The 19,250-nt window shown below is 59.9% G+C and carries 17 protein-coding genes and 1 pseudogene; 8 read left to right on the top strand and 10 right to left on the bottom strand.

Annotated features, from left to right (window positions below; genetic code table 11):
* Positions 1 to 3 precede the first annotated feature (3 nt).
* The 3 genes from accD (at position 4) to ROSMUC_RS05570 (ending at position 3,177) form a co-directional block, all read left to right on the top strand.
* The gene (accD, locus tag ROSMUC_RS05580; protein WP_037270513.1) at positions 4 to 924 is read left to right on the top strand and encodes an acetyl-CoA carboxylase, carboxyltransferase subunit beta; all 921 of its coding nucleotides are present in this window, start codon (positions 4 to 6) and stop codon (positions 922 to 924) included.
* The gene (locus tag ROSMUC_RS05575) at positions 921 to 2,195 is read left to right on the top strand and encodes a bifunctional folylpolyglutamate synthase/dihydrofolate synthase (RefSeq protein ID WP_037270511.1); all 1,275 of its coding nucleotides are present in this window, start codon (positions 921 to 923) and stop codon (positions 2,193 to 2,195) included. The genes accD and ROSMUC_RS05575 overlap by 4 nt, the downstream gene beginning before the upstream one ends.
* Positions 2,196 to 2,553: 358 nt before the next feature.
* Positions 2,554 to 3,177 (top strand): LysM peptidoglycan-binding domain-containing protein, encoded by a 624-nt coding sequence (locus tag ROSMUC_RS05570; protein ID WP_037270509.1) that lies wholly within the window; start codon positions 2,554 to 2,556, stop codon positions 3,175 to 3,177.
* Between the two features lie 82 nt (positions 3,178 to 3,259).
* On the opposite strand, the gene ROSMUC_RS05565 is transcribed toward ROSMUC_RS05570, so the two are convergent.
* Positions 3,260 to 3,703 (bottom strand): Lrp/AsnC family transcriptional regulator, encoded by a 444-nt coding sequence (locus ROSMUC_RS05565; protein ID WP_037270506.1) that lies wholly within the window; start codon positions 3,701 to 3,703, stop codon positions 3,260 to 3,262.
* Positions 3,704 to 3,784: 81 nt separating this feature from the next.
* Between ROSMUC_RS05565 and ROSMUC_RS05560 the strand changes: the two genes are divergently transcribed.
* Both ROSMUC_RS05560 and ROSMUC_RS05555 read left to right on the top strand, forming a co-directional pair.
* Positions 3,785 to 4,381, top strand: a complete 597-nt coding sequence (locus ROSMUC_RS05560; RefSeq protein WP_037270504.1) for a LysE family translocator — start codon at positions 3,785 to 3,787, stop codon at positions 4,379 to 4,381.
* 71 nt (positions 4,382 to 4,452) lie between these two features.
* Positions 4,453 to 5,415 (top strand): acetyl-CoA carboxylase carboxyltransferase subunit alpha, encoded by a 963-nt coding sequence (locus ROSMUC_RS05555; RefSeq protein WP_037270502.1) that lies wholly within the window; start codon positions 4,453 to 4,455, stop codon positions 5,413 to 5,415.
* Between the two features lie 23 nt (positions 5,416 to 5,438).
* On the opposite strand, the gene ROSMUC_RS05550 is transcribed toward ROSMUC_RS05555, so the two are convergent.
* On the bottom strand, positions 5,439 to 6,491 hold the full coding sequence (locus tag ROSMUC_RS05550; RefSeq protein WP_037270500.1) for a ketopantoate reductase family protein: 1,053 nt from the start codon (positions 6,489 to 6,491) through the stop codon (positions 5,439 to 5,441).
* A 141-nt stretch (positions 6,492 to 6,632) separates the two neighbouring features.
* Between ROSMUC_RS05550 and ROSMUC_RS05545 the strand changes: the two genes are divergently transcribed.
* Positions 6,633 to 8,039, top strand: a complete 1,407-nt coding sequence (locus ROSMUC_RS05545) for a helix-turn-helix domain-containing protein (protein ID WP_037270498.1) — start codon at positions 6,633 to 6,635, stop codon at positions 8,037 to 8,039.
* Positions 8,040 to 8,083: 44 nt separating this feature from the next.
* Here ROSMUC_RS05545 and ROSMUC_RS05540 read toward each other — a convergent pair whose 3' ends face one another.
* From ROSMUC_RS05540 to ROSMUC_RS05505, 8 genes are all read right to left on the bottom strand, one after another.
* Positions 8,084 to 9,595: a tripartite tricarboxylate transporter permease gene (locus ROSMUC_RS05540; protein WP_037270496.1), complete on the bottom strand. Its 1,512-nt coding sequence runs from the start codon at positions 9,593 to 9,595 to the stop codon at positions 8,084 to 8,086.
* 38 nt (positions 9,596 to 9,633) lie between these two features.
* The gene (locus tag ROSMUC_RS05535) at positions 9,634 to 10,137 is read right to left on the bottom strand and encodes a tripartite tricarboxylate transporter TctB family protein (RefSeq protein ID WP_037270494.1); all 504 of its coding nucleotides are present in this window, start codon (positions 10,135 to 10,137) and stop codon (positions 9,634 to 9,636) included.
* 34 nt (positions 10,138 to 10,171) lie between these two features.
* Positions 10,172 to 11,128: a Bug family tripartite tricarboxylate transporter substrate binding protein gene (locus ROSMUC_RS05530; protein WP_037270492.1), complete on the bottom strand. Its 957-nt coding sequence runs from the start codon at positions 11,126 to 11,128 to the stop codon at positions 10,172 to 10,174.
* A gap of 168 nt (positions 11,129 to 11,296) precedes the next feature.
* The gene (locus ROSMUC_RS05525) at positions 11,297 to 12,160 is read right to left on the bottom strand and encodes a universal stress protein (RefSeq protein ID WP_037270490.1); all 864 of its coding nucleotides are present in this window, start codon (positions 12,158 to 12,160) and stop codon (positions 11,297 to 11,299) included.
* Between the two features lie 201 nt (positions 12,161 to 12,361).
* Positions 12,362 to 13,279, bottom strand: a complete 918-nt coding sequence (locus ROSMUC_RS05520) for a methionyl-tRNA formyltransferase (RefSeq protein WP_245875121.1) — start codon at positions 13,277 to 13,279, stop codon at positions 12,362 to 12,364.
* 58 nt (positions 13,280 to 13,337) lie between these two features.
* The gene (gene frc, locus ROSMUC_RS05515; RefSeq protein WP_037270485.1) at positions 13,338 to 14,609 is read right to left on the bottom strand and encodes a formyl-CoA transferase; all 1,272 of its coding nucleotides are present in this window, start codon (positions 14,607 to 14,609) and stop codon (positions 13,338 to 13,340) included.
* Positions 14,610 to 14,670: 61 nt separating this feature from the next.
* Entirely contained in the window at positions 14,671 to 16,443 is a 1,773-nt protein-coding gene (gene oxc, locus ROSMUC_RS05510) for an oxalyl-CoA decarboxylase (protein WP_037270484.1), read from the bottom strand.
* Between the two features lie 62 nt (positions 16,444 to 16,505).
* A complete protein-coding gene (locus ROSMUC_RS05505; protein WP_037270482.1) occupies positions 16,506 to 17,210 on the bottom strand; it encodes a GntR family transcriptional regulator in 705 nt (234 codons plus the stop codon).
* A 482-nt stretch (positions 17,211 to 17,692) separates the two neighbouring features.
* On the opposite strand from ROSMUC_RS05505, the gene ROSMUC_RS05500 reads away from it, so the two are divergent.
* Positions 17,693 to 18,232, top strand: coding sequence for a hydrolase (locus tag ROSMUC_RS05500; RefSeq protein ID WP_037270480.1), 540 nt, complete (start codon positions 17,693 to 17,695; stop codon positions 18,230 to 18,232).
* A gap of 34 nt (positions 18,233 to 18,266) precedes the next feature.
* A pseudogene (gene sucC / locus ROSMUC_RS05495) lies at positions 18,267 to 19,250 on the top strand (ADP-forming succinate--CoA ligase subunit beta); the annotation flags it as partial.

Raw genomic sequence — 19,250 nt, 5'->3', positions numbered from 1 at the left:
CCAATGAACTGGATCACCAATTACGTGCGCCCCCGGATCAACTCGATCTTCTCGCGCCGCGAAATCCCCGAAAACCTCTGGACCAAATGCGACGAGTGCGGAACCATGCTGTTCCACCGCGAACTCTCGGACAATCTCAACGTCTGCACCAACTGCGGCCATCACATGGGCATCACCCCGCGCGCGCGCTTTACAGCGCTCTTTGACGGCGGCATCTTCTCCGAGGTGGAGGTCCCCGCGCCCACCCCAGATCCCCTGCATTTCCGCGACCAAAAGAAATACCCCGACCGCCTGCGCGCTGCCCAAAAGGCCACCGGCGAGAAAGAGGCGATGCTGGTCGCCACCGGCGAGATGGGTCGCACACCCATCGTGGCCGCCGCCCAGGACTTCAGCTTCATGGCCGGCTCCATGGGCATGTATGTGGGCAACGCCATCATCGCCGCCGCCGAGGCCGCGGTAAAGCTCAAACGCCCCCTTATCCTCTTCTCCGCCGCAGGCGGCGCGCGGATGCAAGAGGGCATCCTGAGCCTCATGCAGATGCCCCGCACCACCGTCGCAGTGCAGATGCTGAAAGAGGCGAACCTGCCCTATATCGTCGTGCTGACCCACCCTACCACCGGCGGTGTCACGGCATCCTATGCCATGTTGGGCGATGTCCAGATTGCCGAACCGGGCGCGCTCATCTGCTTTGCCGGGCCGCGCGTCATCGAACAGACCATCCGCGAAAAACTGCCCGAGGGCTTTCAGCGCGCCGAATACCTGCTGGATCACGGCATGCTTGACCGCGTGACGCCCCGCACCCAATTGCGCGACGAACTGATCACCATCACCCGCATGTTGATGGGCTTGCCCCCCGCGATCAAGGGCGACCTGCCCGCCCCCGGACCCGAGGCACAACCGCAGCAGGACGCCACCCAAAAATGACCGCCCCCACATCCGACGCCATCCTTGCCCGGATGATGGCGCTGCACCCCAAGATCATCGACCTCACGCTCGATCGCGTCTGGCGCTTGCTCGATGCCTTGGGCAATCCGCAAAACGACCTGCCCCCGGTGATCCATATCGCGGGCACCAATGGCAAGGGCAGCACGCAGGCGATGATCCGCGCCGGGCTCGAAGCGGCGGGCAAGTCCGTCCACGCCTATACCTCGCCCCACCTTGCGCGCTTTCACGAACGCATCCGCCTTGCAGGCGAGTTGATCACAGAAGAGCACCTGACCGCCATTCTCGATGAATGTTACGCCGCCAACGGCAGCGACCCGATCACCTATTTCGAGATCACCACCTGCGCGGCACTTCTGGCCATGGCCCGGACACCTGCGGATTACACCCTGCTCGAGGTGGGTCTTGGCGGGCGGCTCGATGCAACCAACGTGATCGACCAACCGGCGCTCACGGTCATCACGCCCATTTCCATCGACCATGAACAATATCTGGGCGACACGCTGGCCAAGATCGCGGGCGAAAAGGCCGGGATCATCAAACGCCGCGTGCCCTGCGTCGTCGGCCCGCAACCCGACGAGGCCTTGGCCGTGATCGAATCCGTCGCCGCCCGCCACGGCGCGCCCCTGCTGGCGCATGGCCAGCACTGGCACGCAACCCGAGAACGCGGCCGCCTGATCTATCAGGACGAAACTGGCCTTCTCGACCTGCCCCTGCCCAACCTGCCCGGCGCGCATCAGATCGAGAACGCAGGCGCCGCCCTCACCGCGCTGCGCCACCTCCAGATGGGCGAGGCCGCCTATGAGGCCGCCGTCACCCACGCCTTCTGGCCCGCGCGGATGCAACGCCTGCAAACCGGCCCGCTCCTTGATGCGGCCCCCGGGGCCGAGGTCTGGCTGGATGGCGGCCACAACCCCGCGGCAGGCGAGGCGCTCGCCCGGCATCTGGCCACCCTGCCCGCGCGCCCGACCTATCTCGTCTGCGGCATGCTCAACACCAAGGACATCGCGGGCTATCTCACGCCGCTGGCCGCCCATGCCACGGCACTCACCGCGCTGTCGATCCCCGGCGAGGCCAACACCCTGCCCGCCGATGTAACGGCAGAGGCCGCGCGCGCGGCGGGCCTGCCCGCCACCACCGCCGAGAGCGCCCTTGCCGCTATCACCGACATCGTCGCAACCTGCCCCGAGGCGCGGATTCTCATCTGTGGCTCCCTCTACCTTGCAGGGGGAATCCTGCGCGAGAACGGCTAGGTAGTCCGGCGGACCGGGGCACAGCACAGACACACGCAAAAAGCTTACAAAATCCACGTAAGGACCTTACAGATTGTAAGGTCGCCCTCTGTGAACCACACCGTGAGAGAAATCAGCGGTTTTTCGGACTTTTCCGGAGTTTTAGGACCATTTCCGAATCACTCCATATTGACGAAATCTTGAAATTCAGACTAAATATAGGCAATAAAATCCGGCTCACCTGCCCGCCGGACTGCATAATCGTCGAGGGGGATAGAGCCGTGCCAAACCGTGACACTGGCGATGCAGCAACAGCGGTTGCCTGTACGACGACCCCGGCCGCATATTCCCAAAGCGTTGATTATTATGAGGTTTTCTTATGTTGCGTGCAACACTGATCGCGGCGGGATTTGTCGCTGTAACCCTTGCGTTGATCCTGCTTCAGCCCGGAAAATCGCGTCCCGTGGCCGACTTGCCCCCCGTGATCGACACCGATGTCACTCGCGTTGCTCCGGACCTCTCGACGCTCACCGCGCCTGCGCACGCGACTGAACCGTTGGTAAACAATACGGATGTTGCCACGTTGCCAGCCCTTCCCGCAGCCCCAACCCCTACCGCTCCTCAACCGCAGACAGCCATGCCGGTTGGCACTGCACTTGAATCCATGGTGCTTGGGGCGCTGCAACAGGGGCAGTCCGAAGGCTACATCGACGCGCTCGTGAATGACGCCGCCAAGAAGGGCAAGGTCGAGGTGCCCCAAGGTCTCGTAACCGCCGAAGGCCGGGTTGATACCGCCCTTCTTCTCAGCGCCCTGTCGCAACCCGCTCGCCCTCGCGTGCCCACCACCTATACCGTGGCCACCGGCGACAGCCTCGCCTCTATCGCCTATCGCTTTTACAGCGATTTCGCGCGGCAGGCTGACATCCTCGCCGCCAATGCCGACACGATGCAGCCCACGGATCGCTTGCGCGTCGGTCAGGTGCTAAACCTTCCAACCCCCTGACTTTACGGGGATTTCCAGTTACGATGGCAGGAATGATCGAGGGGCCGAACCAACGGCCCCCTTTCATTTTATGGGGCTGTTTTCATCCGCGCCCATCCTTGGGCGACCCCATCACCACATAGGACGTGATCGCATTGACCTGCGGCAGCGTGCCCAGAACATCGGTGTGAAACCGTTTGTAGGCCGCCAGATCGGCCACTTCGACCCGCAGGATATATTCCACCGCTCCGGTGATGTTGTGGCATTCCACCACCTCTGGCGCGCGGCTCATCGCCTGCTCAAAGGCCACCTGACTGGCCTTGGTGTGGCTGTTGAGCCCGACCGTGACATAGGCCAGAAACCCGATACCAAGCGCGCCGCGATCCAGCACCGCGCGATAGCCCGCTATGATACCCCGGCGCTCCAGATCCTGCACCCGCCGCAGACAGGCAGACGGCGACAGCCCCACCTTCTCCGCAAGCTCCAGATTGCTGATCCGGCCATCGCGGGTTAACTCTTGCAATATACGCTCACCGATCTTGTCCATGGATCAATTTTATTGCATTGATTCCTATAAATCGCAACAGAACGCAATTTCATGGCAGATTTTCTCGCATAAGGTTGCGGCATGACACTCGATTTGCTCACCGCCCTCGCCACTTTCGCCTTCGTCACGGTCATGACTCCGGGGCCAAACAACCTCATGCTCATGGCGTCGGGGACAAATTTCGGGTTTACACGGTCGATTCCCCATATGTTGGGGATCGGATTGGGGTTTCCACTAATGGTGGCCTGCGTCGGCCTTGGCGTGATGCAGGTTTTCGACCTATGGCCGCTCAGCTACACCCTGCTCAAGATCGGTTCCGTCGCCTACCTCGTCTATCTCGCGTGGAAAATCGCCAACGCCGCCCCTCCCCGCGATGCGGAAGCGTCCGGTAAGCCATTGACTTTCTTGCAATCTGCGGCGTTCCAATGGGTCAATCCCAAAGCGTGGAGCATGGCGCTTTCGGCTATCACCCTTTATGCAACAGGTCGCGATCTGGCCTCGGTCCTTTGGGTCGCAGGCGTATATGTTGTGGTCTCAAGCATCAGCACCACAAGCTGGACCCTGCTTGGCCAACAACTCCGCCGCCTCCTCAAGAACCAAACCCGCCTGCGCATTTTCAACTGGCTCATGGCCACCCTGCTCATCGCAACATTGATCCCCGTACTCTGGCCCTCCTGACCCGGTTGTGATTGCAAATCGTCGCTCTTGCAGCCATATAACGCCACGGCAACCGTGGAGACCTGAGCGCAATGACCAACTACCTCGACTTTGAAAAGCCTCTGGCCGAGATTGAAGGCAAGGCCGAGGAACTGCGCGCCATTGCCCGCGGAAACGCCGAGATGAACGTCGAGGCAGAGGCCGCCGCCCTGGATGCCAAGGCCGCCGAGATGCTACGCGATCTCTACAAGTCTTTGACTCCATGGCGTAAATGCCAGGTCGCGCGTCACCCAGACCGCCCGCATTGCCGCGACTATATCGAGGCACTGTTCTCCGATTACACCCCTCTCGCCGGCGACCGCGCCTTTGGCGAGGATCACGCCATAATGGGCGGTCTTGCCCGGATCAACGGGCGCCCCGTGATGGTGATCGGCCATGAAAAGGGTAACGATACCAAGAGCCGGATCGCCCGCAATTTCGGCATGGCCCGCCCCGAGGGCTATCGCAAGGCCGTACGCCTGATGCAGATGGCCGACCGCTTTGGCCTGCCGGTTGTGACGCTGGTAGACACGCCCGGTGCCTATCCCGGCAAGGGGGCAGAGGAACGCGGCCAGAGCGAGGCGATTGCCCGCGCGACCGAAACCTGTCTTGCCATCGGCGTGCCGTTGGTCTCGGTCATCATCGGCGAAGGTGGCTCGGGTGGGGCCGTGGCCTTTGCCTCTGCCAACCGCGTGGCGATGCTGGAACACTCTGTTTATTCGGTGATTTCGCCCGAAGGTTGCGCATCGATCCTATGGAAGGATTCCGAAAAGATGCGTGAGGCCGCCGAAGCGCTGCGCCTCACCGCTCAGGATCTGACCCGGCTTGGTGTTGCGGACCGCGTGATTGATGAACCCTTGGGCGGCGCGCACCGTGATCCGGTAAGCGCCATTGCCGCGGTGGGTAGAACAATCGAGGCGATGCTCAGTGAGTTAGCCGAAAAAGATCGCGCCGCCCTTATCAAGGACCGGCGCGAAAAATTCCTGCGCATGGGCAGCAAGGGTCTCGCGGCCTGAGCCGCGAGCGCTTATGTCCCACCTCAAGCGGCGTTGCGACGATTGGCCTTGAGCCGTGCATTCACCGTATCGACGATGCCGGAGAATTCACTCGACTCGATGCCCTGCTGGTCGGCGATAAGTTTCACCAGCATATCAACCCGCTCAATCCGATCGGCCCCGCCTTCAATTGCCCGCGCAGCCGAGGACGGCTTGAGCAAGCCATTGGCGGCACTGGCATATTTGGCGAACGGCACGGCATCGTCGGCCTCTGCACCCAATCGGCGCACAACCTCGTCAACGGTGCTGTAGATCTTTTCCGACAGCGCCACATCGCCATGCACCGCCTCTTTGATCGGGCGCGCGCCCTCGGGCAGGACACAGCGGTAATTGCCGGTAAGCAGCATGCTCCATTTGGCAAAGGGAACATAGATCGAGTCGAACACGCGCAGCTTGACCGGCACGTCCTTGCCATCGACCGTCACCGCATCAATCGCCGCCTCCAGATCACGCAGGATGCGGTTATGGGCCTCATCCTCGAAAATGGCCGCCTTGAAATTGGTGGGCAGGCCGACATGCAGCGTATTGGCGCCATCCTCGGCCACGCGATATGCTTGCGGATCAGGGCTGCAGAGCGTGACTGTGCCAGGCTTGAACGCGGCCCACGCACTCGGGCACGTATAGGCCGCTTCAAGCTTCGACGTGTCCAGCCCCGGCACCCGGCGCAGATAGGGCAACGGCGGCATGTTCATGATCGAGAGGCACGGCGTGCCCGCAGCAGCAATGCGACCCAAGAGGTCGACGATATTCTGGGCACAATACTGCGGCTCGGACATGGCAAGCGCCACCATGTCATAATCGGCGGGATTGACATCCTCGGGCGCCAGAGCGTTGAGCGTACCAGGCATATCATGCGAGCGGAGCGAACGATGCTCTGCCTCGTCACGCAGCTTGATGCGCACATCGGTGCCCTCGGAGTTGATGAGATCAGCCGTGGACTGGCGGCAGACAAGCGTCACATCCTGCCCGGCCATCAAAAGCTTGGTGCCAAGAAGAGAGCCGTAGGAGGCCCCAAGGATTACGATGCGATATGCCATGACAGTCCTTTCGAAAGAATCTTGCGCGTGTTTTGGTTCCACTAGTTATATAGGAGCGCGCCGATTTCACTACGAAATTAATGTCAATGTGTGTATAGTAAACATTACATCGCAAAAATCTGTAATGTTGTAAGGTTTCCTATGGCCAAGACCCTCATCGGCCCTCGACTGCGCCAGCTGCGGCGCGAGCGGGGGCAAACCCAGGCCGACATGGCCCGCAAGCTGGACGTCAGCCCGTCCTATATTAACCTGCTGGAAAACAACCAGCGCAGCCTGTCGGTGCAGATGCTGATGTCCATCGCCGATGCCTATGCGGTCGATTGGCGTGATCTGACGCGGGACGAGACCGCGCGCCGGGTGGCCGACCTGCGCCATGCGGTGCGCGATCCGGTGTTTGCGTCGGACCGCCCGGATCTGCAGGAATTGCGCGGCGCGGTCGATCACGCCCCCCGGTTGGTTGATCTTTTTCTCGAATTACACGGTGCCTATCGCACGGCGTTGGAAAAGATCCTGAGCCTTGCGGGAGAGAACGCCGCCGACGAACTCTTGCGCAGCTCACCCGAGACAGTGATCCACAACTTCTTTCGCGACCACGAGAACCATTTCCCGGAATTGGAGCGCGCCGCCGAAAGCGCACGCGACGGGGAATTCAGCTCGCCCGAAGATCGCTATTTCGACCTGAGAGAGCGGTTGCGGATGCGGCACGGCATCAGCGTGCGCATCCGGCGGATCGGAGAAATAGGCGATGCCCTGCGCTATTATGACGAAGCCACAGGCGTCGTGCATCTGTCGCAGGCGCTTGACACCTCAAACCGCGCCTTCCAATTGGCGCATGTGCTGTGCCTTGTCGCCTATCCGGACGTTCTGTCGGGGATTGTGGATCGCAGCGGACTTGGATCGCAACATGCCTTGGCTCGGCTACGGGTGGAGTTGGCCAATTACTTTGCCGCCGCGTTTCTCATGCCCTATGACGCCTTCTTGCGCGAGGCCGAGTTGGCCGCCTATGACATTGACCGCGTTGCCGCCGTGTTCAGCACCTCGTTCGAACAGGTGTGTCAGCGCCTGACCACCCTGCAACGCGAAGGCGCGCGCGGCGTGCCGTTCTTCTTCTTGCGCATCGACAAGGCTGGGAACGTCACCAAACGCTTCAATTCCACCTCGTTTCACCTTGCGGAGTATGGCGGATCGTGCCCAGTGTGGAACATTCACACGGCGTTTTATCAACCCGGCGTGATGATGCCGCAATTCGTCGAAATGCCGGACGGCGCGCGGTATTTCACTGTCAGCCGCACAGTGCATCGTCCGGTTTTCAGCGAGGAAACGCAGGACCGCCGCCTGACACTCGCCTTAGGCTGCGAGGCGAAATATGCGCATCGCCTGCGCTATGCCTCAAGCTACAATTTCGACGACCCCAAGCTCTATGCGCCCATCGGTCTCAACTGCAACCTCTGCCCGCGTCAGGCCTGTTCACAGCGCGCGCATCAGCCCTTGTTGATGGAATTGCCAATTGACGAAAACCGGCGCGGCAGCACCCGTTATGAAAGCTGAAAAGGGGGCCGATTGGCCCCCCTTCCATTTCTCTCGATGTGTCCTTATTCGGCTGGCTTGGCCCGGCGGGGGCGCAAGTATTTGAACGCGGGCATCAGGATCAAGATGATCGCGACCACCATGATCGGTGCCGAAATCGGACGGTTGAAAAAGATCGACGGATCGCCCGAGGACAGAAGCAGCGATTGGCGCAGCGTCGGTTCGGCAATCGGACCCAGCACGATGGCCAGAACCGCAGGCGCCACCGGATAGTCGAACTTGCGCAGGAAGAAGGCGCCAAAGCCAAAGATCAGAAGCAGCCAGATGTCGAACATATCCTGCATCGCGGCGTAGCCACCGACCACCGACAATACAAAGATCAGCGGTGCCAGAACCGTGAAGGGCATGCGCAGCATCCAGATAAAGAGCGGGATGAAAGCGAGGTTCACGATCACGGCGAAGAAGTTGGATACGTAGAACGATCCAATCAGACCCCAGACGAAATCCGACTGTTCCACAAACAGGCGTGGGCCAGGGGTCAACCCCCAGATCACCATACCACCAAGCAAAATTGCCGTAGTAGGAGACCCAGGAATACCCAAGGTCAGCATCGGCAACATGGAGCCGGTCGAGGCAGAGTTGTTCGCTGCTTCCGGGGCAGCCACGCCGCCAACGTGCCCTTTGCCGAAATCATCCGGGCGTTTCGAGATCATCTTGGTAACGCCATAGGACATGAGCGACGCAGGTGTAGCCCCCGCCGCCGGAAGCACGCCAACAAAGAAGCCGAGGAATGAGCCGATGGACATACCCTTCCACCCTCTTTTGAAGGATGTACCGGTATCCTCGACGATGCCCTTTACCGTGATCTTTGCTTCGGTATTGGTCACTTCGCCCCGGGTCGATTCAATCGTCCAGATCATCTCGCCGATGCCATAGACACCGATGGCCAAAACGAGAAAACTGATGCCCCCAAGAAAGCCGTTCATGTCGAGCAGGATCAAGCGTGGCGCGCCGGAAATCTGGTCGAAGCCGACCGTTGCAAGCACGAGTCCAAAGCAGATCGAGAACACCGTCTTGGGGATATCATCACCGCCGAGGCCCACGAATGTGGCAAAGGCCAAAAGCATGAGTGCAAAGATTTCAGGCGGACCAAAGCTGAGGGCCACCGTTGCCAAAAGCGGGGCAAAGCCGGTGAAGAGCACGACCGACACCGTTCCACCAACAAACGAAGCAATAGCCGCCGCCACGAGGGCAAGACGTGCCTTGCCCTGAAGTGCCAGTGGTCGCCCGTCAAAGGTGGTCGCGACCGCCGTCGAGGCCCCGGGAATACCCAAGGTAATCGACGAAATCGCTCCCCCGTACATGGCCCCGTAGTAGATGGCGGCCAAGAAGATGATCGCAGATCCCGGCGGGACCAGAAAGGTGATCGGCAACAGGATTGCCACACCATTCACGGAACCCAGACCCGGCATTGCGCCGATAAAGAGCCCGAGAGTCACGCCAACAAAGATGAGCAAAAGGTTAAGAGGTTGCAGTGCGACAAATATGCCGTCGCCAAGTAGAGATAGAATTTCCATGGGTTTGGTCGCCCTTTGTCAGCTAGGCCGTGACCGGCTCAGTAGATGATTTCGTAGAGGACATTGAACACCGGCTCGGTGAATCCCATGCCAGTCGGCATCGAGATTTGCATTAGCCCTTCGAAGAAGAAGAACAGCCCAAGCGGGAATACTACCGCCATCATGCCGGTGAGAAACCAGCCGTGGCGACCGAGAACTTTGAGGTAGTAGATCATGAAGATCGCAACCGCGCCATACATCGACACGACGTCGATCAGCGCGACAAAGCCGATGATACCGCCCCCTACGAGCAACAATGTCTTGAGCCCGTAGGAGTCGAGCACAGGCTCATCCGACTGGGATTGCGGAGACGTACCCCGCACCCAGTTCAGGGCGATAAAGCCGGTCGAGATCAGCATGCCGAGAGACAGCCAGAATGGCCAGAAGCCGCCCTGTGGTCCGGTCCCGGCCACGAAACCGATCCCGTTCGCCGATGATTTGTACATCAGGTAGATGGAGAGGAGGGCCAGCACGCCCGCCGTCACTATTTCGCCAACCCGCATGGCCAGCCCTCCTTATTATCGGTTTCGATTCAGATCACTTCATGCCAGAAAGCAGCTTGGTGTGGTTTTCCACCTGCAGCTGCCAATAGGCGCGCTGCTCGTCGGGGTTCATCCACAGCGGCGAGAGCGATTCAGCTTCCAGGTAGCCCTGCCACTCTTCCGAGTTGAAGATGTCCTCGAACAGCTTCTGGTAATAGGCTGCGGCCTCATCCGACATGCCCGGCGCACCGACAACAGCCCGCTGGTTGTAGTAGCTGAAATCGTGGCCTTTTTCCTTGAGCGTCGGAATGCCCGGATAGGCGCTCATCTGCTCGTCCGAGAAAACCAGAAGCGGACGCACATCGCCCGACTGGAAGAAGCCACGCGCCTCAGCAGGGTTGTTCACAGTGGCCATGATCTGCTTGCCAGCCAGGGCCGCCGCAACCGCACCACCACCGTCGAAGGGGATGTACTTCGACTTGAGATCAAAGGCATTGTTGAGGTAGGCAAAAACGATACTGTCTTCCTGACCCGTGCCTGTGCCGCCGGTGACATATTCGCCATCCGCCGCCTTGACCGCATCAACCCACTGCTCGAAGTTCTCGATGCCGCTGTCCTTATGCACCCAGAGGGCGAAGGGATCGACGCCCATCATCGCAATCGGAGTAAAGGTCTGGATATCGACGCCCAATTCCGGCTGCCGGATTGGCGTCGAGAAGAACGAATTGAGCGTCACCAGAATGGTGTGATCAGGGTCATTCGTGGAATTTAGCCAGATCAGCGCTTCTGCACCGGATCCACCACCCTTGTTGTTGGGGATCAGAGGACGGTTCGTCATGTCCTTCTTCTCGGCCACCGACTGAATAAAGCGGGCGATCTGGTCTGCACCGCCGCCTGGACCTGCCATGATGACAAAGTCGATAGGCTTGCGCGGTTGCCATTCGGCCATTGCTGCAGGGGCCGAGAGCCCGAGCGCGGCGATGCCGATTGCTAACGTCTTCAGAATATTCATGTCTTCCTCCCGTTGATGGCCTTTCAAAATGGCCAGATGCGTTAGAGGTTCTGACAGGCCCTTGACCCTCCTCGGTCATTTTTCTGCAGGCTTATCCGAACCAGATTTTAGTTTGCGGTCGTCCTCCCTTTTCTGTCCACAAGTTTTCCGTTCCTCGTGCTCGCGGCCTCAATGCACCATGACGACTGGAATTTTCGCCTCCGCGACAATCGTCGCGGAATTGCCGCCCAAGAGCGATTCCCGCTCATAACTCTCGTGATAGGCCCCCATAATCAGCATGTTCGCCCCCACTTCGGTACATTTTTCCAAAAGCGTCCGACCAACATTTCCGGTGCGCTCGAAGGCATGAATCTGCGATGTAACCCCGCGCTGCGCGAGGTAATGGCGGAATTCCTCAGGCGTGGCGGTATGTTCGATTCGCCCTGCCGTCAGGATCGTCACCTGATCTGCGCCCTCGATGAGCGGCATGGCCATCGCCACCGCGCGCGACGCCTCAAGCGAGCCATTCCAACCGATCGCCACATGGCTGCCGATATCTGGGGCCACTTGCTCGGTATTGGGACAGACCAGAACTGGACGTCCCGACGTGAAGAGCGCCGATTTCAAGGTGTTATATCCAAGATTCTCGTCTTGGCTGGGCTTGGCCACACAGATCAGATCTGCCAGGCGACCGTAATGCCGCACGACCTCGACCTGCTTGCCTTCATACTCTCGAAAGGCGGCCGTGGCCTTGCCGACGGCGCGCGGCTCCACGCTGATGCCATGCCGTTTGGCATCGTCAAGAAACTTGTCGCGCATGTAGCCCTGTTCGTAGTCCGCCCGCTTCTGGCTTGCCTCTTCCAACTGCTTCCGCAAGAAGGCAGGGATCACTACCCCATAGGGCATCATGTCTTCGGCCTTGGGATGGCAGTGCACCACCCGCACATGGGCGTCGTAGCGCTTGGCGAGAGCTGCGGCATGGGCAAACAGGATCGGCCCCCGCCCGTCTTCGCGAACCGGCATCATGATGGTGTGAAGTGTGCTCTTGCCCATGATCAATAGAACCCGTTGGGAACGCCTGCGGCGTTGGTGGATGGGAAACGCGCCAGAAATATTCGGCAGGCAACCGGCGCAGTCGCGAAGGTGCAGCATGGCAGACCTTGACCCAGAGGACGATCGGCGATCTGCCGCGGCCCTCTGTTGGCTTGAGATAGGTCAAGGTCTGCCATGATACGCTCCCATTGCTATGGTATATCAGCTTCCGAAGGTGGCCCCCGGCGCAAGCCCGACCGATGCGGCCCATTCGGCAGCGGGCATCTTGGCACCGCCTGCCGGACGAACCCTCTTGATCAGGATACGCCCGCCCACGCACTGCACTGCAACACCTGCATCGGAAACCTCACGCACGCGGCCCGATATGCCGTCCCCCGGCACGAGCGCACAGTCATAGACATCGACCTCGGCCCCGTTCAGCGTGGTCCAGGCCCCCGGTGCTGGATTGGTACCGCGAATGAGATCGTAGACCTGTTTGACCGGACGATGCCATTCGATGCGCGCGTGAGTGCGGGTGCAGCGGCGCTCGTAGGTCGCTTGGCTCTCGTCCGGGACGATGCGCGGCGGATTGCCCGCGCGGAAGAGATCACAGACCGTAAGCACGCTCTGGACCGCATGCGGATAGATCTTCTTGAAGTAGAGGTCGATCACTGTGTCATCTGGACCAATCTCGCATTCCCACTGCAAAAGGCTGTCGCCCTCGTCCAGACCATCCGACGGGTAGAACCACGAATAGCCAGATTTCGTCGAGCCCATGATGATCGGCCAATTAACGGCAGAGGGGCCACGGTGCAGGGGCAACAGGGACGGATGAAAGCATATAGAGCCATGGGTCGGCGTATCGCGCGCGGCCTCGGGCACGAAGACGTTGACGAAGGCCATCACCATCAGATCAGCCTTATGCCCCGCCAACACCTCGAGCGAGGCGGGATCATCGAAATTGGCAGGCTGGTGGACCGGCAGGCCCTTTTCCAGCGCGAGTTCCTTGATCGGGTCGACAGGTTTGCCGTCCTTGTCAGGTTCGCAATATACCGCGACAACCTCGTCTGTCCCGGTGTCGAGCAACTTGGCCAGCACATCTTTGCCAAAGGCCTGTTGCCCCATCACTATAAGTCGCATTCGCTCCTCCCGTTTGTGCGGTTGGCCGGTCTGCGCCGGCCTTGCCGTCACTCATTCGTTATTCGGCGGCCTGCTTAGCCGTGCCGACGGCACCCGACTCCATGATCCGCGCGAGATCTTCGCCGGAATAGCCAAGGACGTCCTTCAGGATTTCCGCCGTATGTTCCCCGAGGAGCGGGGAACGTGTCACCTCGACCGGGCTGTCGCTCAGCTTGATCGGACAGCCAACAGTGGTGTAACGGCCGCGTGTCGGATGATCGACATCGACAATGGTACCAGTCTTGCGAAGGCCCTCATCCTCCATGATTTCCTTGGTCGACAGGATCGGACCGACGGGAATGTCATGCGGGTTGCAGATGTCCATCACTTCAAACTTGGTCTTGGTCATGGTCCATTCCTCGATGCGCGCGAAAATGGCATCGAGCTTGTCCAGCCGCTCGGCCGGGGTGGCATAGCCGGGAGCGGTTTTCCAATCCGGCTCACCGATCACGTCGCACACTTTCTCCCACACCGCAGCCTGCGTGATGAAATAGGTGTAAGCGTTGGGGTCGGTCTCCCAGCCCTTGCACTTGAGAATGCGACCCGGCTGACCGCCGCCCGAGTCATTCCCCGCGCGCGGAGTGGAGTCACCGAAGGGAATGCCCGCCCCGTATTGGGAATATTCGGTGAGCGGTCCTGCCGCCAGGCGCTGCTGATCGCGCAGCTTGACGCGACAGAGATTGATGACCCCGTCCTGCATCGGTGCCAGCACCTTTTGCCCACGGCCTGAATGCTCACGCTGATAGAGGGCGGTGACGATTCCAAGCGCAAGATGCAGGCCAGTACCGCTATCGCCAATCTGGGCGCCAGTCACGAGTGGCGGACCATCGAGAAAACCAGTGGTCGAGGCCGCCCCCCCCGCGCATTGCGCGACATTCTCATAGACCTTGCAATCCTCATATTTGCCGGGGCCAAACCCCTTGACCGACGCCATGATGATGCGCGGATTGATTTCCTGAATCCGCTCCCAGCTAAAGCCCATCCGGTCCAGGGCACCCGGCGCGAAATTCTCGACCAGCACGTCGCAGGTTTCGATCAGGCGCGTCAGCACCTCCTTGCCCGCTTCGTTCTTGGGATTGAGCTCAATCGAGCGCTTGTTGTGGTTAAGCATCGTGAAATAGAGGCTGTCCGCACCCGGCACATCCACGAGTTGCTTGCGAGTGGCGTCGCCCACACCCGGGCGCTCCACCTTGATCACATCCGCGCCAAACCACGCCAAGAGTTGCGTGCAGGTCGGGCCAGATTGCACATGGGTGAAGTCGAGGATCTTGACGCCTTCAAGAGCTTTCATAGGGTTCTCCATCTTCTGAGCTGCGTGGGCTGGTTACCCACGCCCCAGTTTCGTTCTGTGTTCAGTCTTTTCGCGCCTGCGGATAGAGGCGTTGTGCCACCACCGATTGCGGATTGAGGTTGCCGATATTGCCGCTTTCCTTGCCCGCAGCCGGGTCAATGATTGCGTTGATGAGCGTGGGCTTGCCGCTGTCGAGGGCTTCGTAAACAGCCTTGCGCAGTTCATCTGGAGAGCGGGCGGTGACGCCCACACCACCAAAGGCCTCGATCATCTGATCATAGCGCGCGCCTTTGACAAAAACCGTGGTCGCGGGATCGTCACCGCCGCCCCAGTTCTCGCCATCCCCGCGATAGATGCCGTCGTTGTTGAACACCACGGTGCAAATCGGCAGGTTATAGCGGCAGACTGTTTCCACCTCCATCCCGCAGAACCCGAAGGCGCTGTCGCCTTCGACCGCCAGCACCCGCTTGCCGGTCTCAATCGCCGCCGCGATGGCCGACCCCATGCCGATCCCCATCACACCCCAGGTGCCCACGTCAATCCGGTGACGTGGCTTGTGGATGTTCACGATCGAGCGGCACATATCCAGCGTGTTGGCCCCCTCATTGACAAGGATCGTGTCGGGGTGATCGTTGATCGCATCCTTGATGACGCCAAGCGCCCCGTGATAATCCATCGGATCGTTGTTGTTGCGCAGCCGCGCATCCATCTTGGCCATGTTTGCGGTGGCCTTGGAATTGACCGCATCGAGCCACTCTTTCGGCGGCGCGATCCCGGCTCCGTCCATCGCCTTGAGCAGCGCCTCACAACATGACCCCACGTCGCCCACTATGGGGGCTGCGATCTCAACGTTGGAATCCATTTCCTCTGCCTCGATATCCATCTGGACAAAGCGCTTGGCCCCCGGCTCACCCCACTGCTTGCCCTTACCATGGCTGAGCAACCAGTTGATCCGGGCCCCCATCATGATGACCACATCCGAGTCCTTGAGCACCATCGAGCGCGCGGCCGCGGCACATTGCGGGTGCGTATCGGGCAAGAGCCCCTTGGCCATCGACATCGGCAGGAATGGATAGCCGGATTTCTCGACCAGTTCGCGGATCAGATCATCACATTGATCATAGGCCGCCCCCTTGCCCAGCACGATCAGCGGACGTTTTGCGGTTTTCATTACCTCGATAGCGCGATCAATCGCTGACTTCGCAGGGATCTGCCGTTGCGCAGGCTCGATCACCTTGACCAGCGAGCGCGCGCCTTCGGCAGCATCCATCACCTGACCCAACATCGCACCGGGAATGTCGAGGTAAACACCGCCGGGCCGACCAGAAATGGCCGAACGGATGGCCCGCGCGACAGCAATACCGATATCCTGCGCGTAAGTCAGGCGATATGCCGCCTTGCAGAATGGCCGCGCCATGGCCAGTTGATCCATCTCCTCGTAGTCGCCCTGCGCAAGGTCGACGATTTCCCGCTCTGAAGAGCCGGAGATAAGGATCATAGGCCAGCAATTCGTCGTCGCATTGGCCAGAGCGGTCAGACCGTTCATGAAGCCGGGGGCCGAGACGGTCATGCAGACGCCCGGCATCTTGGTCAGAAACCCCGCGACCGAAGCTGCATAGCCTGCATGCTGCTCGTGGCGAAAGGAAATCACCCGCATCCCCTGCGCCTGCGCATAGCGTCCAAGGTCCGTGATCGGGATACCCGGGACGTTATAGATTGTCTCAATCCCGTTAAGTTTGAGTGCATCAATAAGCAGGTGGAACCCATCGGTGAGATTTTCGATATCCCCTTCAGGTGCGTTGCTATTTGCTGCGTGTGCGCTGGCGACTGCCATGGTTTCCCTCCCGTTTCAAATCAATCTCACCCCGCCTATGCTGCCGGGTATGAGTATGCTGTTCAGCCCGTGTTCGCCGCGGCGTTGCGCGTCAATTCCAACCTTCCCCAGGTCTTTCGGAGATGCTGATGCAACTGCATCGTATGCTCTCGGACCCGCTCGGCGGCCTCATCGGCATCGCGACGCTCCAACGCCTCGATGATTTCGGCGTGATCAACGACCGACCGCTTGACGCGGTCTCCCTCCCACATCGACCGCAGCCGCACTGCCTGAATGTGCAGAAATAGCCCCTCCGCCATGGTCTTGAGCAGGCCGCAATGCGAAATCTCCAAGATATGCATGTGGAATTTCAGGTTATCGTCGGAATATTCCGCAATCCGCGTCGCTGACAACTCGTCGTTATATTTAGATGCGATTTTGCGCAGGGTCGCGATTTCGCTGTCGCTCGCGTTGTCTACCGCAAGCCGCGCCGCCATACTCTCAAGTGCGGCCCAAGCCACAATCATCTCGAGAATTTCTTCGAGGCTCTTTCGTTGAACATAGACGCCCTTGCGCGGCACCACCGTCACCAGCCCATCCGCCTCGAGCCGGGCAATGGCATCCCGCAGTGGCGTGCGCGAGATATTCAGCTGTTCGGCCAAAGATCGCTCGTCGAGCCGCAGATCGGCATTCTGATCATATATATCCATCTCTAGGATCGCCTCGCGCAGACGGTCGTAGACATGATCCTTGAGCGTGAATTTCGACACGATCGGGCGTAGCTTCATGTCATCCCTCCAATGCGCCCGCGCCCTGTGGCGGCCATGCTCATATCTGTGGTATACCATAGACCAGCATATCAGACCGGGCAAATCGTTTTTTTAAAATTCGTCGCCGCACATGCAGCATGATCCCCCTCAAGAGTCGTCGACAGCCTTGTTATTCAAGCACAATTTAGACTTGCAGGATCGGCGAAGGCAAAGCGCAATTCGCGTCGACAGCGAGATTTTTAAGTATCTGTTTTATTTGCTTTTTTATGAGAATTTCAGCGATCTATGGACCAGACCCCACCTTGCCGAATCACCACGCGTATGTCGCAGCGCGGCATTTCATCTCTCCCGAAAGCCCCACCTTTGTCTTGACCGGCACATCGCCCCGAAACTTACTGATAGGGCCTGAAATTTGCCGGGTTGCTGGCTAAAATCAACTGTGGTATTTGGACTACCACAGGAATTAATACCACACTGTGGACAACATCAGGGGGACGATCATGCTTATCCGCGCCGCCGACAGCGTGCTCGTGATCATAGACATGCAAGAGCGTCTCGTCCCCGCAATGCAGGCCCCCGCGCGCACGATTCGCAATGCCCGCACCCTGATGGCCTGCGCGCAGGAAATGGGGGTGCCCGTGGTAATGACCGAGCAGTATCCCGCCGGCCTGGGCCAGACCGTGCCCGATCTCAAGCCAGCACCCGGCACCGCCGTACTTAGCAAAATGCACTTTTCCTGCATGGAAGACGCCGATTTCGCAGCGCATTTCCGGGGATTGGGGCGCAGGCAGGCGGTGCTTGCAGGAATGGAAGCGCATGTTTGCGTACTCCAAACCGCCGCCAGCCTGATTGAAGAGGGATACGAGGTCTTTGTCGTGTCTGACGCCACCGCCTCACGCACGCTCGAGAGCGAACAGGCCTGTATCGCCCGGCTCAGCGCCGCAGGCGCAGGCATCGCCACAACCGAAATGGTCGCCTTCGAATGGTTGGGCCGGGCCGGAACCCCGGCCTTCAAGAAACTTTTGCCACTGATCAAATGACGGCCCCGGTCGTTGCACTTAAGGGAGGAAGAGCGTGAACATCCATGAATATCAGGCAAAGGCCCTGTTGCGCAGTTACGGCGCTCCGGTCAGCGAAGGCCGCGTCGTTCTGCGCGGCGAAGAGGCCAAGACCGCCGCAGGCGCGCTCGATGGCCCCGTCTGGGTGGTCAAGGCGCAGATCCACGCCGGTGGCCGTGGCAAGGGCAAGTTCAAAGAGGCGGGCGCCGGAGAAAAAGGCGGCGTGCGCATCGCCAAATCAGTTAACGAAGCCGCAGAAGAAGCCAAGCGCATGCTCGGGCGCACGCTCGTCACGCATCAGACTGGCCCCGAGGGCAAGCAGGTCAACCGCATCTATATCGAGGACGGCTCCAGCATCGCGCGCGAGCTTTACCTCGCCCTCCTGATTGACCGGCAAACCAGCCGTATCAGCTTTGTCTGCTCAACCGAAGGCGGCATGGATATCGAGGAGGTCGCGGCTGAAACGCCAGAGAAGATCCTCAGCTTCGCCGTCGATCCCGCCACCGGCTACATGCCCTATCACGGGCGACGCATTGCCTTTGCGCTTGGCTTGACCGGCGGACAAGTGAAGCAATGCGTGTCGCTCATGGGCCTTCTCTACCGCGCCTTTGTCGAAAAGGACATGGAGATGCTCGAGATCAACCCGTTGATTGTAACCACCGATGGCAACCTTATGGTGCTGGACGCCAAGCTCGGCTTTGATGGCAACGCGGTCTACCGCCACCCCGATATCGCCGAGTTGCGCGACACTTCGGAAGAAGACCCCAAGGAACTGGAAGCCTCGAAATACGACCTTAACTACATCGCGCTGGATGGCGAGATCGGCTGCATGGTCAATGGTGCGGGTCTGGCGATGGCGACGATGGATATCATCAAGCTCTACGGCGCCGAGCCTGCCAATTTCCTCGACGTGGGCGGCGGGGCGACCAAGGAAAAGGTCACCGAGGCCTTCAAGATCATCACCTCCGACCCCGCAAGTGAAGGGCATCCTCGTCAATAT

It is taken from the genome of Roseovarius mucosus DSM 17069, assembly GCF_000768555.3.
Lineage (GTDB): Bacteria > Pseudomonadota > Alphaproteobacteria > Rhodobacterales > Rhodobacteraceae > Roseovarius > Roseovarius mucosus.
This window is presented reverse-complemented; position numbering and strand designations above follow the sequence as displayed.